Source organism: Selenomonadales bacterium 4137-cl (assembly GCA_032334055.1).
In the GTDB taxonomy this organism is placed as follows: Bacteria; Bacillota; Negativicutes; order Sporomusales; family UBA7701; genus Anaeroselena; species Anaeroselena agilis.
Map to the genome: position 1 here is coordinate 1 of JAUOZS010000001.1, position 13,528 is coordinate 13,528.

General features: G+C 58.7%; 13 protein-coding genes and 1 other RNA gene. 12 read left to right on the forward strand and 2 right to left on the reverse strand.

All coding sequences use genetic code 11. From position 1 onward, the window contains the following. Positions 1 to 200: 200 nt before the first annotated feature. Positions 201 to 332, forward strand: coding sequence for a hypothetical protein (locus tag Q4T40_00005; protein ID MDT8899628.1), 132 nt, complete (start codon positions 201 to 203; stop codon positions 330 to 332). Positions 333 to 365: 33 nt separating this feature from the next. Here Q4T40_00005 and Q4T40_00010 read toward each other — a convergent pair whose 3' ends face one another. Then, positions 366 to 503 (reverse strand): hypothetical protein, encoded by a 138-nt coding sequence (locus tag Q4T40_00010; GenBank protein MDT8899629.1) that lies wholly within the window; start codon positions 501 to 503, stop codon positions 366 to 368. A gap of 105 nt (positions 504 to 608) precedes the next feature. On the opposite strand from Q4T40_00010, the gene Q4T40_00015 reads away from it, so the two are divergent. The 8 genes from Q4T40_00015 to Q4T40_00050 all read left to right on the forward strand — a co-directional run bounded on the left by Q4T40_00015 (position 609) and on the right by Q4T40_00050 (position 10,760). Continuing rightward, the gene (locus Q4T40_00015; GenBank protein ID MDT8899630.1) at positions 609 to 770 is read left to right on the forward strand and encodes a DUF1540 domain-containing protein; all 162 of its coding nucleotides are present in this window, start codon (positions 609 to 611) and stop codon (positions 768 to 770) included. A 138-nt stretch (positions 771 to 908) separates the two neighbouring features. Then, positions 909 to 1,379 carry an SsrA-binding protein SmpB gene (gene smpB, locus Q4T40_00020; GenBank protein MDT8899631.1) on the forward strand — a complete coding sequence of 157 codons (471 nt, stop codon included), beginning with the start codon at positions 909 to 911 and terminating at the stop codon, positions 1,377 to 1,379. Between the two features lie 234 nt (positions 1,380 to 1,613). Then, positions 1,614 to 2,657 carry a peptide-methionine (R)-S-oxide reductase MsrB gene (gene msrB, locus Q4T40_00025; protein ID MDT8899632.1) on the forward strand — a complete coding sequence of 348 codons (1,044 nt, stop codon included), beginning with the start codon at positions 1,614 to 1,616 and terminating at the stop codon, positions 2,655 to 2,657. Between the two features lie 126 nt (positions 2,658 to 2,783). Continuing rightward, positions 2,784 to 3,131: a transfer-messenger RNA gene (ssrA, locus tag Q4T40_00030) on the forward strand. Positions 3,132 to 3,530: 399 nt separating this feature from the next. After that, positions 3,531 to 5,273 carry a histidine kinase N-terminal 7TM domain-containing protein gene (locus Q4T40_00035; protein MDT8899633.1) on the forward strand — a complete coding sequence of 581 codons (1,743 nt, stop codon included), beginning with the start codon at positions 3,531 to 3,533 and terminating at the stop codon, positions 5,271 to 5,273. Then, positions 5,254 to 5,910 carry a response regulator transcription factor gene (locus Q4T40_00040; protein ID MDT8899634.1) on the forward strand — a complete coding sequence of 219 codons (657 nt, stop codon included), beginning with the start codon at positions 5,254 to 5,256 and terminating at the stop codon, positions 5,908 to 5,910. The genes Q4T40_00035 and Q4T40_00040 overlap by 20 nt, the downstream gene beginning before the upstream one ends. A gap of 162 nt (positions 5,911 to 6,072) precedes the next feature. Then, positions 6,073 to 6,429, forward strand: a complete 357-nt coding sequence (locus tag Q4T40_00045) for a hypothetical protein (protein ID MDT8899635.1) — start codon at positions 6,073 to 6,075, stop codon at positions 6,427 to 6,429. A gap of 14 nt (positions 6,430 to 6,443) precedes the next feature. Continuing rightward, the gene (locus Q4T40_00050) at positions 6,444 to 10,760 is read left to right on the forward strand and encodes an autotransporter outer membrane beta-barrel domain-containing protein (protein MDT8899636.1); all 4,317 of its coding nucleotides are present in this window, start codon (positions 6,444 to 6,446) and stop codon (positions 10,758 to 10,760) included. A 229-nt stretch (positions 10,761 to 10,989) separates the two neighbouring features. Here Q4T40_00050 and Q4T40_00055 read toward each other — a convergent pair whose 3' ends face one another. Beyond that, positions 10,990 to 11,319, reverse strand: a complete 330-nt coding sequence (locus tag Q4T40_00055) for a multidrug efflux SMR transporter (protein MDT8899637.1) — start codon at positions 11,317 to 11,319, stop codon at positions 10,990 to 10,992. 132 nt (positions 11,320 to 11,451) lie between these two features. Here Q4T40_00055 and Q4T40_00060 point away from each other — a divergent pair, with 132 nt between their 5' ends. From Q4T40_00060 to Q4T40_00070, 3 genes are all read left to right on the forward strand, one after another. Continuing rightward, on the forward strand, positions 11,452 to 12,933 hold the full coding sequence (locus Q4T40_00060) for a GNAT family N-acetyltransferase (protein ID MDT8899638.1): 1,482 nt from the start codon (positions 11,452 to 11,454) through the stop codon (positions 12,931 to 12,933). A gap of 69 nt (positions 12,934 to 13,002) precedes the next feature. After that, complete coding sequence (locus tag Q4T40_00065; protein ID MDT8899639.1) at positions 13,003 to 13,149, forward strand: hypothetical protein; 147 nt, start codon at positions 13,003 to 13,005, stop codon at positions 13,147 to 13,149. 40 nt (positions 13,150 to 13,189) lie between these two features. Next, positions 13,190 to 13,480 (forward strand): hypothetical protein, encoded by a 291-nt coding sequence (locus Q4T40_00070; GenBank protein ID MDT8899640.1) that lies wholly within the window; start codon positions 13,190 to 13,192, stop codon positions 13,478 to 13,480. Positions 13,481 to 13,528: the final 48 nt, after the last annotated feature.

Consider the following 13,528-nt stretch of genomic DNA (forward strand, 5'->3'; position numbering starts at 1 on the left):
TGCGGCCCCGCGGAGGAAGGCGAGAATGGCACCCTGCGGAACGGTCAAGGGTGCCACGCCGGAACAAAAACCGAGGCCCACCTCGTGGTGGGCCTTGGCGTCAGCCTTTGCTCATGGTCTCCAACATTTTGCGAACTGCCTCCCGTTATTCGGGGGACAGTTTTATCGCGGTTTCCAAGAGTTGCTGGAGTTCGGGGTCCATGTTCGACCGGTCGGCGGCAAAGAAGTCGGACAGGGAAATGCCAAACGCATTGCAGACTCGCGCGGGGCTACGAGTATGCCCGGCGGCCGGCTTCGCCGAGCTGGCGGGGGCGAAGAAGAACGAGGGCTGAGCCCGGATTGCTTTGGGGAGGTAGAGGCTTTCGTTATTCCGGCGGGCGGGGGACGAGGTCGGCGGGCGGGGGCGGCTCGAGGGCGAGTTTTTCGGTTTTGACGCGGGCGGTAAAATCGTCCCGCTCGGGGCACATGCGGGGATGGGCGCAGGGTTGCTGTTTGTCGGCCATGGCTTTTTTCACCTCGCGGTTAGTGTATGCGGCGGGCGCGTTTTTTAGCAGGGAAGGTGAATAGCGGCGCGGTGGGGGAGCATAATAGCGGCAGGAGGTGAGGCTATGGCACGGGATGTTATGTGTACGGTGGAGAATTGCAAGTTTTGGGAGAACCGTAATTGCACGGCGAGCGCGATCGAGGTGAATGTCGACGGCGGCGGCCACAAGGCGGGCTATACCGCTGAGACGAATTGCCAGACGTTCGTGGCGGCGAATAAGGGTTAGGAGAGGGCCCGGGGCTTGGCGCCGGGCCTTTTCCATGGCCTGGGCGTTTGGCGGCGGCGGGCTGTGCGGGGGCCTGTGCTATTGCCGCCGGGTGTGCTATAATAGTTTGTGCTATAGTTTAGGCGCGATGCGCAGGGAGTGGGAACGGTGGCCGAGGGCATCAAGATAGTGTCGGAGAACCGCAAGGCGCGGCACGATTATCATATTCATGAGACGTACGAGGCGGGTCTGGTGCTGACAGGGACGGAGGTTAAGTCCCTGAGGGCGGGCCGGGCGAATCTGAAGGACAGCTATGCAAGGGTGGATAACGGTGAGCTGATGCTGCACAATATGCATATCAGCCCGTACGATCAGGGCAACCGCTTCAATCACGAGCCGCTGAGGATGCGTAAGCTGCTGATGCACCGCGTGGAGATCAATAAGCTGATCGGCAAGACGAAGGAGAAGGGCTATACGCTGGTGCCGCTGAAGCTTTATTTCACCCGCGGCAAGGCGAAGCTGGAGCTGGGGCTGGCGAGCGGCAAGCATACGTATGATAAGCGCCAGGATATCGCGGAGCGGGATGCGAAGCGGGAGATGGACCGGGAGTTCCGCGAGCGCCAGAAGTGAGTCAATTTATTAGGAAAGCTTGTTGTGCCGGCCTGCGGGCCGGCTTTTTTGCGGGGGTGTTTTGGGGGCGATGCCGAGGGCGAGGGGCGGGCGTGGTGAAGACCCTTTTGGATGGGAGGCAAGAGAGGGGAGAAGGGTGAATATAAAAAGGGGGACTTTTTTACACTATTGCCGACGGCAATTATTGTTGCCGTGAGGGGGGCAGCCTTGAGCGGGCTGCGGAAAGGAGCCGGTATGAACGCGAACGCATCGGATGGCAGTAACCCGGCGACGGCGAGGCGGGCTGAGCCGCCCGCGGATAAGTATCTGCGCGAGATATGGTTGGCGGGGGGCTGCTTTTGGGGGCTGGAGGCTTATTTGGCGGCGCTGGACGGGGTGGTGTACACGAATGTTGGCTATGCCAACGGGACGACGGCGAATCCTACGTATGAACAGGTGTGTTACGAGAATACGGGCCACGCCGAGACGGTGCATGTGCGGTATGATCCGCGGCGCATCGAGCTGGGGACGCTGTTGACGTATTTTTTCAAGGTGATCGATCCTACCAGCTTGAACAGGCAGGGCAACGACCGGGGGAGCCAGTACCGGACGGGCATTTATTACCGCGATGCCGCGGATAGGGAGACGATCGCCGCGAAGGTGGCCGAGGAGCAGAGGAAGTACCGGGCGCCTATCGTTACGGAGGTGCTGCCGCTGAGTAATTATTATCCGGCGGAGGAGGCGCATCAGCTGTATTTGGCGAAGAATCCGCACGGGTATTGCCATGTTGATTTGTCGGTGCTGGAGGATGACCCCAGGAATAAGAAGAACGCTGGCAAGAAGGCCGGGGACGAGGACCGCTATGCGAAGCCCGGCGAGGCGGAGCTGCGGAGCAGGCTTACGGACAGGCAGTACCGGGTGACGCAGGAGTGCGGCACCGAGCCGCCGTTTGCGAACGAGTTCTGGGATAATCACGCGCCGGGGTTGTATGTGGATGTGGCGACCGGCGAGCCGCTGTTCAGCTCGCGGGACAAGTTCGATTCGGGCACGGGGTGGCCCAGCTTTACCAGGCCGGTGGCGTCTGAGGCGGTGGCGGCGAAGACGGACCGGAGCCTGGCTATGACGCGGACGGAGGTGCACAGCCGCTACGGGAAGAGCCATTTGGGGCATGTGTTTGAGGACGGCCCCCGGGAGAAGGGGGGACTGCGGTATTGCATCAACAGCGCTGCGCTGCGGTTTATCCCGCTCGAGAAGATGGAGGAGGAGGGCTACGGGGAATATATCGACTTTGTCAGGTAGTGGTTCTGACCGGGGCTGCGGCAAGTGCGGGCGACGGGTTGGACGGAGCGCTTTTTTTGTGGTATAATGATTGACGAAGCGAATATTCCGTTGGCTGGCGCCACAGCGAGCGCCCGGTAATTTTACGGGGGCGTACTGGTTTCGACAGGGGTAGTTGTGGTACAGGTAGCGAGCCGGGGTTCCATCTGCCCGTCAAGACGGTGGGTCAAAGTTAACTGCCAACGAAGAATACGCTTTAGCAGCTTAATGCTAACGTCCTACCTACGCTCGTCCCGTGGCCTAGGATAGGGCGTCACTTAACGGGATACCTGAAGCCCAATTCTCGGAGGGTCGACTGGGAATTTTTATCGAGATAGCGCCGAAGCAGCCTGTCTGTGGGCGGCGACGGGGCGAAAGCTAAACCATAGACTGCGCTCGGAGAAGCCTGTGCAGCGATGCCTTTGGACAGGGGTTCGACTCCCCTCGCCTCCACCAAAATTTGGAAATTGTACATAAGAACTCGCGTACTTGCGGGTTCTTATTGTTTTTATGATTTGTAATTGAGCCCGATTACTTTATTTTTGACTTGAAGTTAACTCCAGGCATTATAATACGGATATCAGGAGGTGGGACTGATGACGCTTGTAGTTTCAACCATAAGTTTGCCTTATCGGCAAGCTTATGGTTGAAATTTTGTTTGGGATTATTAGGGTAAGGTTATCCTCCGTCTGACAATAACGGAGTTATTATGTCGGGGGTTAGGCGACTAAGGCAGATAGGGGCTGCCGGGAGAGAAAGCAGACAAGAGGATAATATAAGTAATTGACGAATAATGTCAATAAAGTTTCCGTCAGACAAAATCGGGGATATGGTTGGAAAGGATTCTCCGTTCCTATGAGCTTTTTTTCAACGATGAGTGATGTGTCGTCACTGCAGCTAATGACTTATCATCCGATAAAAGAGGTTTGGTTTTATCTCCTGGCGGCGACTGTTCTGACCGCACTGGCCGGTTATTGCTGGCGGGACCGGAGGGCACCGGCGGCGCTATGTTGGGTTTTCAGCCTCTCGCTAAGGTCGATTTTTCTCTTGGCCCTGGTGATGGTCTCCGTCAGCCCGGCGCTGGCGGACAAGGTGTTTTGGGCGAAAGTGCAGCAGATAAGTGCTTCTGCTACGATTCCGACTTTTTTTCTGCTTGTCGTGAGTGTCGCGGGTCAAAAAGGGCGGATTGTCCGGGCGGTAGCGCTGGCGCTGTTTGCGATCACCGCCTTCGCTATTTTGTCGTTGCTGACCACGGGATGGCATGGCTGGTTCTGGCGCGGCGTAGTCTGGGACGGGACTACTTTCGGCGTCGTCCGCGGACCGGTATACTGGTGTTTCGTAGCTGCAGCTTATCTCCAGTTCCTAATCCTCAGTATGTTGTGCATTGTCTGGGCGCGCAGAGCTTCAGGCCTGCGGCGCTGGCAGATCGCGGCGCTGCCGGTCGATCCGCTGATATCGTTGGCCGGACACGTTTTGTGGGCTATTGATCAGCAGGCGGGCGTCATCCCCCCCCTGCCGCTGGCGTTTATGCTGAGCGGTATGGCCTGGTCGTGGATATTTTTCCGACTGCGGGTTCTTAACCTAATGTCGCTGGCCGAATCGACGGTTATCGGCAACATCGATGACAGCCTAATAATCACCGATGACCGAGGATATATCCTGGAGCTCAATCCGTCCGCACAGCGACGGTTCAGTTGTATAGCTCCGGCCTTAACTGGCAGACATTTTGCGGAGGCCTTCGCACGCTGGCCGGCTATGGCCGCGCTGCTGGACATAAATGAGGTGACGGAGGGGGAAATCCACCTGGAAGGCAGCGGGGACTTTTCATACCACGTCACGCCACTGGTAAGCTGGGGCAAGCTGAGTATCGGCAAAGCGATCGTTTTTCATGACGTGACCAGGCTGAGGGAGGCCCAGGCCCAGATTGTCGAGCAGCAGAAAGCGCTGTCAATAATGAAGGAGCGTGAACGGCTAGGGCGGGAGCTGCACGACGGGGCGGGCCAGGTGTGGGGCTATCTTAGTCTTAATCTGCAAACGGTCCGGTCTTTACTGAAAGGCGGCCAGCTTGATAAGGCGGACGAACAGGTCGGCAAAGTGATCCGGACGATCAAGGAGATGAATACCGACGCCAGGGAATCGATCTTCGGGCTGAAATTGGCAGCCGCCGGCGGCGACGATTTCGTCATAAATTTGCAGGATTATCTGGAGTGGTACGCGGACACCAACGGCATCGACGCCGAGCTTACTCTGCCGGACGGCTCGATGGCAGGCTTGCTGCCGCATACCGGTGAAGTGCAACTGCTGCGGATCATTCAGGAAGCGCTGACCAATATTCGCAAGCACGCCAAGGCCAGCAAGGCGACGATCAGGATAGCGGTAGCCGACAGGCGGGTGATAGCGGTGGTCGAGGATGACGGCTGCGGCTTCGACCCGGCGGCGCCGGCGAAGAGAAAGAGTTTCGGCCTGCAGATCATGGACGAACGGGCCGGGGAAGCGGGCGGGCGCCTGCGAATAGAGTCGGCGCCGGGCGAGGGGACGAAGGTGACGGTAGAGTTCAGCTTGGATAAGGTGGCGGGCGATGAAAACGCTGTTGGTTGACGATCAGGCCCTGGTGCTGGAAGGGCTGCGAAGTTTCCTGGAGGCCCACGGTTTCGCGGTGGTAGGCACCGCCCGCAGCGGGGCGGAAGCGCTGCTCAAAGTCGATATGCTCAGACCGGACCTGGTGCTGATGGATATCCAGATGGCCGGTCTGGATGGCATAGAGACCACCCGGTCGCTTAAGAAGGAACACCCCGAGGCGAAGATTGTGATGCTTACCGCTGTCGAGGACGACGATAGCCTGGTCGCGGCGATGCAGGCCGGGGCCGAGGGGTATCTGCTGAAGGATATGGAGCCGGACGATTTCGTCAGTCAACTGGCCGGGCTGGCCGCCAGCGAGCTGCCGTTCGCGCCGGGGCTGGCCAAACGGCTGCTGCGGAAACTGAGCCGCCCGCCCGGGGAGAAGGCGGGCGACAGCGGGGGGCAGCCGGGGTTGACGGTGCGACAGGCCGAGCTGCTGCAGCTTCTGACCGAAGGACTGACCTACAAGGAGATCGCGGCCCGGCTGGGGCTGACGGTGGCCACGGTGAGGTACCATATCAACGAGATTCTCGCCAAGACCCGGCTCGCAAACCGGACCCAGCTGATCGCCCACGCTTCGCGGCAGGGGCTGGGCGGGGAAAAAGCCGGCCGGTAAGCAGGCAGCCGGGACAAGTTAACTAGCAAAAGTGATAGTCGATGACTATCACTTTTGTTTTTTTCGGCTATCGATAAGGAGGGTATCAGGACAGGGAAAATTTGCTACCATGGGAGTTAATGGGATAAATAGGCGTTTTTTGCAGAAGGCTGGGTGGATTTGATGAAAGAGGGCGTAGAGGTAGGGATATGCGGGACGGGTCCGGTGTGGGCGGGAATCGAGGAAAGCCTGCAGAAGTTGCCGGGGCTCAGGGTGAGGCAACTGGGCAGTTCGCTGGCGGTGGCGGCCCGGGAGGTGGCGATGCTTTCACCCCACGCCGTCCTCTTCGATATGGACAAGGCCGAGCCGGACGTGGTCGCCGCCATCCTGCGCAAGCTCCCCGGGACGAGGCTGATCGGCTTCAATGCCGCAGGCGACGCCATAACCGTTTTTGCCGCCAGCGAGCGGACGGTGTTATCGGTGGAGGAGCTGGCCGGGGTGATCGCGGGCGGCGCGAGAACCCCGGAAGCGATAAGGTGAAAGTGGGGATAAGTATGAAGAGTTATAAGCCGGTAGTTTCGAGAACGCTGTGCTTTTGGTTGGCGCTCGCCGGGGCGGCTTTGTGGTTCGCGGGGGCTCCGGCGCCCACGGCTCACGCCGCGGATGTCGGCGGCACGGTGGGGGATAATGAAACGCAATACTATACAGGCGACAACAACCTGACGCCCTCCCTGGCGATCAACAGCACCGGCACCGTGTACAACAGCGGCGGTAAATTGTACATTCGCGGCAACTTGACCAGCAGCGGCACGCTATATAATAACGGCATCATATATAGCAATTACGGCTATACCATAACCAATTACGGCCTTATGAATAATGTCTACGGTGCGACCTGGACCAACGACAACACCAGCAGCCTGGTCAACAACGGCACCTTCGCCAACGACTTCGGAGCCACGTTTACCAACCTCACTAACGGCACGCTGACCAACAGCGGCACGCTGGACAACAGCGGCACGCTGGAGAACCGCGGCACGCTGACCAACAGCGGCACGCTAGAGAATAGGAGCGGCGCTGAACTGATCAACAGAGGCGCGCTGACCAATAACAGCACCCTAACCAACAGCGGCAATATGACCAGCTACAGCGGCAGCACGCTGACCAACGCCAGCGGGGCTACAATAACCAATAGCGGCAACCTGGGAAGTTACGCTCTGACCAACGCCAGCGGCGCCACAATAACCAACAGCGGCTCGGTGCACAGTTACGGCTCTTTTACCAACGACGGCGTGGTGAACAACCACGGCACGCTGGGAAATTACAGCCTCGCCACGCTGACCAACAACAACAGTATGGTGAATTACAGCGGCGCCACGCTGAATAACGGCGGCAGCCTGATCAACAACGGCACGATAACCAACGCCAGCGGCGGCACTGTGACCAACGGCGTCGACGCCAGCCTGACCAATGCCGGCACGCTAAGCAACGCCGGCACGCTGGAAAACTACGGCAGCCTGGTTAACGCCAGCGGCGGCACGCTGACCAACGCCGCCGCCGCCACGCTGACCAACTACAGCGCAGTGACCAACAACAGCCTCAATTTCACCAACAACGGCACCATCACCAACTCCAGCTACGAAGCCCGCAGCGACGTCACCCTTACGAATAACGGCACGCTGACAAATAACGGCACCATCACCATCAATGCCAGGGCGGTCGACAGCTTCGACGTTACCCTGACCAACAACGGCATACTGAACAACAACGGCACTATCGCCACCATCGGCAACGGCACGCTGACCAACGCCAGCGGCGGCACGCTGAACAACTACGGCACCATCACAACTGTTTACATGATGACCAACGCCAGCGGCGGCACGCTGAATAATTACGGCACAATGACTTGCGATTATATGCTGACCAACGACGGTACGATAGCCAATCGGAGCGGCGGTACTTTGAGTTTATATTGGACGGAGAATCGCGGCGGCATAACCAACGCCGGCACCGTGACCAGCGGTTACAGATTTTACAATTACGGCGGCGTCGTGACCAATAACGGTTCGTTCAGCATTAGCGGCAGGCTGTGGAACTATACGGGCGGCACCTTGACCAACAACGGGACGCTGACCAACGCCGGCACCATGAGTAACGAAAGCGGCGCCACGCTGAACAACGCCGGAACCTTTATTAATAACGACACGCTGAACAACGCCGGAACCTTTACCAATAGCGGCACGCTGACCATCGCCAGCGGCAGACTGACCAACTCTAGCACGCTGACCAATAACAGCGGCGCCACGCTGAATAACAGCGCCACCATAGTCAATGCCAGCGGCGCCACACTGACCAACGCCAGCGACGCCACGCTGAATAACAGCGGCCTGTTGGCCAACAGCGGCAGCCTAATTAACAACGGCACGCTGGACAATGATGGCACCTTGGAAAACAGGAGCGGCGGGACGCTGACCAACAACAGCGCGCTGACCAATGCCAGCGGCGGGACGCTGACCAACGCCAGCGGCGCCACGCTGACCAATGCCAGCGGCGCCACGCTGACGAGTAGCGGGGCTCTGAACAACAGCGGCAGCCTGATCAACAACAGCACACTGGGCAATAGTGGAACCCTGACCAATAACAGCGGTGGCACGCTGACAAATAACAGCACGCTGACCAATAACAGCGGCGGCACGCTGACCAACGCCGGCAGCCTGGCCAATGCCAACGGCGCCACGCTGACCAACAGCGGCACGCTGACTAACAACAGCGCGCTGTCTAACGCCAGCGGCGCCATCCTGGCCAACGCCAGCGGCGGCACGCTTACCAACGTCGGCGGCGGGACGCTGACCAACAGCGGCGGCCTGACCAACAGCGGCAGCCTGACAAATAGCAGCTACCTGGACAACACCGGCACCCTGGAAAATGCCGGCGGCGGGACGCTGACCAACAGCGGCAGCCTGACCAACGCCAGCGGCGGGACGCTGACCAACAGCGGGGCAGTTACCAACAACAACGGCGCTTCGCTGACCAACAGCGGCAGCCTGGCCAACGCCGCCGGCGGCACGCTAACGAACGACGGCGCCATTATCAACAACAACGGCGCAGCGCTGACGAGCAGCGGCAGCCTGATTAACAACAACACCCTGGCCAACGCCAGCGGCGCCACGCTGACCAACAGCGGCAGCCTAGTTAACGCCAGCGGCGCCACGCTGACCAACAGCGGCAGCCTGGAGAATAAGAGTGGTGCCACGCTGACCAACGCCAGCCTCAATTTCATCAACAGCGGGACGCTGGCCAACAGCGGCAGCCTCGCCAACAACAACACGCTGACCAATAACAGCATGCTGACCAATACCGGCGGCACGCTGACCAACAGCGGCAGCCTGATTAACGCCAGCGGCGCGACGCTGGCCAACAGTAGCGGCGGCAGCCTGACCAACGACGGCACGCTGACCAATAGCGGCACGCTGACCAACAGCGGCGTGTTGACGAATAACAGCGCCCTGATCAATAACAGCGCGCTGACCAGCGGCGGTGTGCTGTATAACTACGGCACGCTGACGAACAACGGCCTGCTGACGGTCACCGGCGGCCTAGTTTACGGGGCGATCGTCAACAACGGCACCTTCAACGTCAGCGGCGGCAGCTTCGTCAACGCCGGCACCAGCCTCACCATCACCAACCTCAGCGGCAGCGCCGCCTTCCACGTCAACGCCAACCTGGCCGCCGGTACCAGCGACCTCATCACCGTCACCGGTTCGGCGACAGGCAGCCACGCGCTGCTGATCACCAATTCCGGCGGGGTGGCCGGCGGCAGCCAGTCGGTCAAGGTCGTCGATCTGCCGGGCGGCAGCAACGCCACCTTCAGCGGCGGCGGCGACGTGGGCGCCTATCACTTCTCCCTGGCCAGGGGGGCGGATATCTCCGCATCGCTCAGCGGCGAAGACTACTACTTTTATTCAACTGGCGAGCCGTCCACCCTTTCCAAGACGGCCATGGGCACCACCACCTCCTTCACGACCCTTTGGTACAGCGAGATGAACGAGATCAGGAAGAGGATGGGCGAGCTGAGGATGGGCGGCCAGTCGGCGGACGATCTGTGGGCGCGGGCTTACGCCAGCCGTTTCACCGTGCGGCCGGCGGGGGCGGACGGCTACCGCCAGCGGATGAGCGGCCTGGAAATCGGCAAAGACAACCCGCAGAGCTTCGCGGGCGGCAAGAAGTACACCGGGTTCCTCCTCGGCTACGGCAAGGCGGACAACACCTTCGACGGCGGCAGCGGCGGTACGACGGAGAGCGGCTACCTGGGGGCGTACGCCAGCTGGGTGCGGGATAACGGCGCGTATTTCGACCTGATCGGCAAGTACAACCGATTCAGCCCGCGCTTCTCGACGGCGAGCGACAGCGGCTCCTATGACAGCAGCGGCTTCGGCCTGTCGGCGGAGATCGGCAAACGGTTCGAGCGGGGCGACGGCTTCTTCGTGGAGCCGGCGGCCGAGCTTGCGGTGCTGTGGGCGAACAGGGCGTCGTACACGACGGCGAACGGCCTGAACGTGGAGGCGCCGTCGGCGACGTCGCTGCAGCTGAGGCTGGGGCTGACGGGCGGCCGCAAGTGGCAGGGGGCCGACGGGGCGGGCCGCCAGCTGTACGGCAAGGTGTCGTGGGTTAACGAATACAAGGGCGATTCCACGACGCGGGTGGACGGGGCAACGTTCGAATCGAGCGTGAAGGGCCACCAGTGGGTGGCCGGGTTCGGCTTCGTGTACGACAGCGGCAAGAGTCAGCTTTATATCGACGCGGAGAAGTCGTGGGGGACGACGGTGAGTAAAGACTGGGGCGTCAACGCCGGCTGCCGGTGGAAGTTCTGAGGATAGTCCGGGAGCTTGTGGCGGCGGGGTTGGCAGACCGGCAGCGGCCGATTTCCGGCCGGAAAAGCTCCCGGCCATTCCGGTTTCGGTGGGATTTGCCGGGTCACGGATCGCCTCCACCATCCAAATCTGGAAAAGCCGAAAACCCGCGCAAAGAACGCGGGTTTTTTGTTGTTTGGAAGATTGGTTAGAGGGAGGAGGCCGCCAAGCTTTGATTCAGGCGGGTTATTTATTCGAGGGACCCTTTGGTCAGGTTGATCACCACCACACCAAGCATAATGAGGACGATGCCGGCGATGTGCTGGACAGCGAGGGTTTCCTTCCAGTATAACACGCCGACAAGTACGGTCAGGGCAGTGCCGATCCCCGTCCATATGGCATAGCATATTCCCAGCGGAATGTATTTCAGGGTTAGGGAGAAGAAATAAAAGGCGACGCCGTACCCTACAACAACGAGCAAACTGGGAACAAGTTTCGTAAAACCCTCGGAAGCTTTAAGCGCAGAAGATCCGATAATTTCGCCGATAACTGCGATCAGGAGAAGGGCGTAGGCGGCCAAAGAAAGTCCTCCCTTGTAATAATCCAGCTTTTTGTTGGGACAGAATTATTGTAAAATAGTACAAGATAATACTATTCTTTTTGGATACCGCTGTCAATTATACGCAGACGAGGTTCTGCGGGGAGGTCCGTTATGGCTATCGAAGCCGAGTTAATCGTCCCATCCAGGCAGGATTATATTGCGCCCGTCATAGCTTATGTCAGCGAGCTGGCCCGTCTAATGGGCTTTGCCGACAAGGAGCGGGGGGAAATAGAGTTGGCGGCGGAAGAGGTATTCTGCAACATTGTAGAACACGGTTTTGAGTCCGGACAGCAAGAACATTTTCGAATCATCTTTCGGAACGATGCCGATAAGCTAACGGTAATTTTCCGGGAAAAAGGCATTCCTTTCGATCCGAAGGGAATAACGCCTTATTCGCCGGACGAAACAAAAGCGAATTTGAAGGCTAAAGGGTTGGGCACCTATCTGATCCGAAAGATGGTTGACGAGGTTGTTTTTTGTAACCTCGGCCGCGAAGGCAAGGAAATCAGTTTAGTGAAGTATCTTCCGAAGAATGGCGACAGCGCTTCCCGTGAAGATGCGGCACAGGCGGATGGGGCGGCTGCCTCCGGGCAGGCAAGACGGGGCGATGTGCAGTTCACGGTCCGACGCATCGAGAAAGCCGACGCTGTGCAGGTGGCCAAGTGCGCGTACCGGACATACGGGTATTCATACGCCGAGCATGTATATTATCCCGAACTCATTATCGAATACAACCGCAACGGGCGGCTTTTTTCCGCCGTGGCCGTCAGCGACGACGGGGAGATAATAGGTTACGGTGATTTGGAGTTTCCCTATATGGGCGCGGCAATCGCCGAGGTGGAATCCGTCTTTGTAAGTCCGGCTTACCGACATACCCGCGCTTTTTTCAAGCTGGTGAAATTTCTTGTCGAACATTCCCGGAGCTTCGGTTTGCAAGGATTATTTTGTCTCTCGGTAACCAATCATACGATAACTCAACGGGGGGCCAAAATGATGGGCGGCACCGACTGTGCGCTTTTGCTAGGCTTTATGCCCGAGAGCACCGATTTTAAGCAGATCGCCGGCAAAGCAGGGCAGCGTATCAGTGTGCTCGCGTCTTATATCCCGCTCAAATCGCGGGAGACGGTAAATATTTATCCTCCTGCGCGGCATCGGGAAATGATCGAGCGTATTTTTCAGGCCGCAGGTATTCCTTCTGTTGCCGGTGGGAGCTTTGAGCGGCCGTCTTCGCAAGCCACCGAGCTGGATTGCGAAGTTTTACGGGATATGAATGTTGCGTCGATCAAAGTGACTCAAGCCGGCGGGGATGCAGCCGAAAGGATCAGGCAGGAAGTGCGCGGCTACTGCCGGGAACGCTTCGACATAATATACTTGTATCTTGATCTTCAACATCCCGCGACAGCCCTGTTGGCTGAACAGGCAGAACATATGGGTTTTATTTTTGCAGGAGCTTTGCCGTATGGTTTGCGCGGAAGAGATGCGCTTATTCTCCAGTACCTGAATAACGTTATGATAGACGCGACACAGATTCAACTAGCCTCACCTCTCGCAAACTCAATCATGGAATATATCGCCGGTTTTTTGGAAAGCTGATTTTTTCCCGCCGCTTAGTGCGCTTGCCCGGTCACGGTCCGGCCCATTAAGGGGGCGTTCTGGTTATTATTGAGCGGTATTAAGGACGAGAAAATCATCCGCAAGGAGGGCGGGGTGCCGGCCTTCGTGGACCCGGAGGTCTTCGCCCAGGTTCGGGAGAAGATGGCGACCAACCGCCGCCAGCCCGGACTTTATCGCGCCCGATCAGTGGCCTAGTGGTCTGCGGGGAGTGCGAGAAGGAGGAGCAGCGCCACTCATGATGGGACACGCACGGCGTGGCGCGCAAGTCCGCAACGCCGGCTTTTCAGCCGAAAGGTTTGCGAGCATTCCGGTTTTGGTGGGATTTGCAAGGTCTCGCCTCCACCATGCAAAGCCCATCAAAATGACCACGAAGACATGGCAAGCCTCGTTTTCCGCCACAAAGCGGCTGACGAGGCTTGTTTTATTAGATTCATTGAAGGCCACGGCGAACATGGATATTCTGTTCGCTCTGATCGAGAGTCCTACGAAGGAGGTAATCGGGAAGGTTAAGGATGGGCTGAAGTAGCGATACGGGAAGAGAACGCACATTTAGGAGTTCTCTTTTTTCTGCATA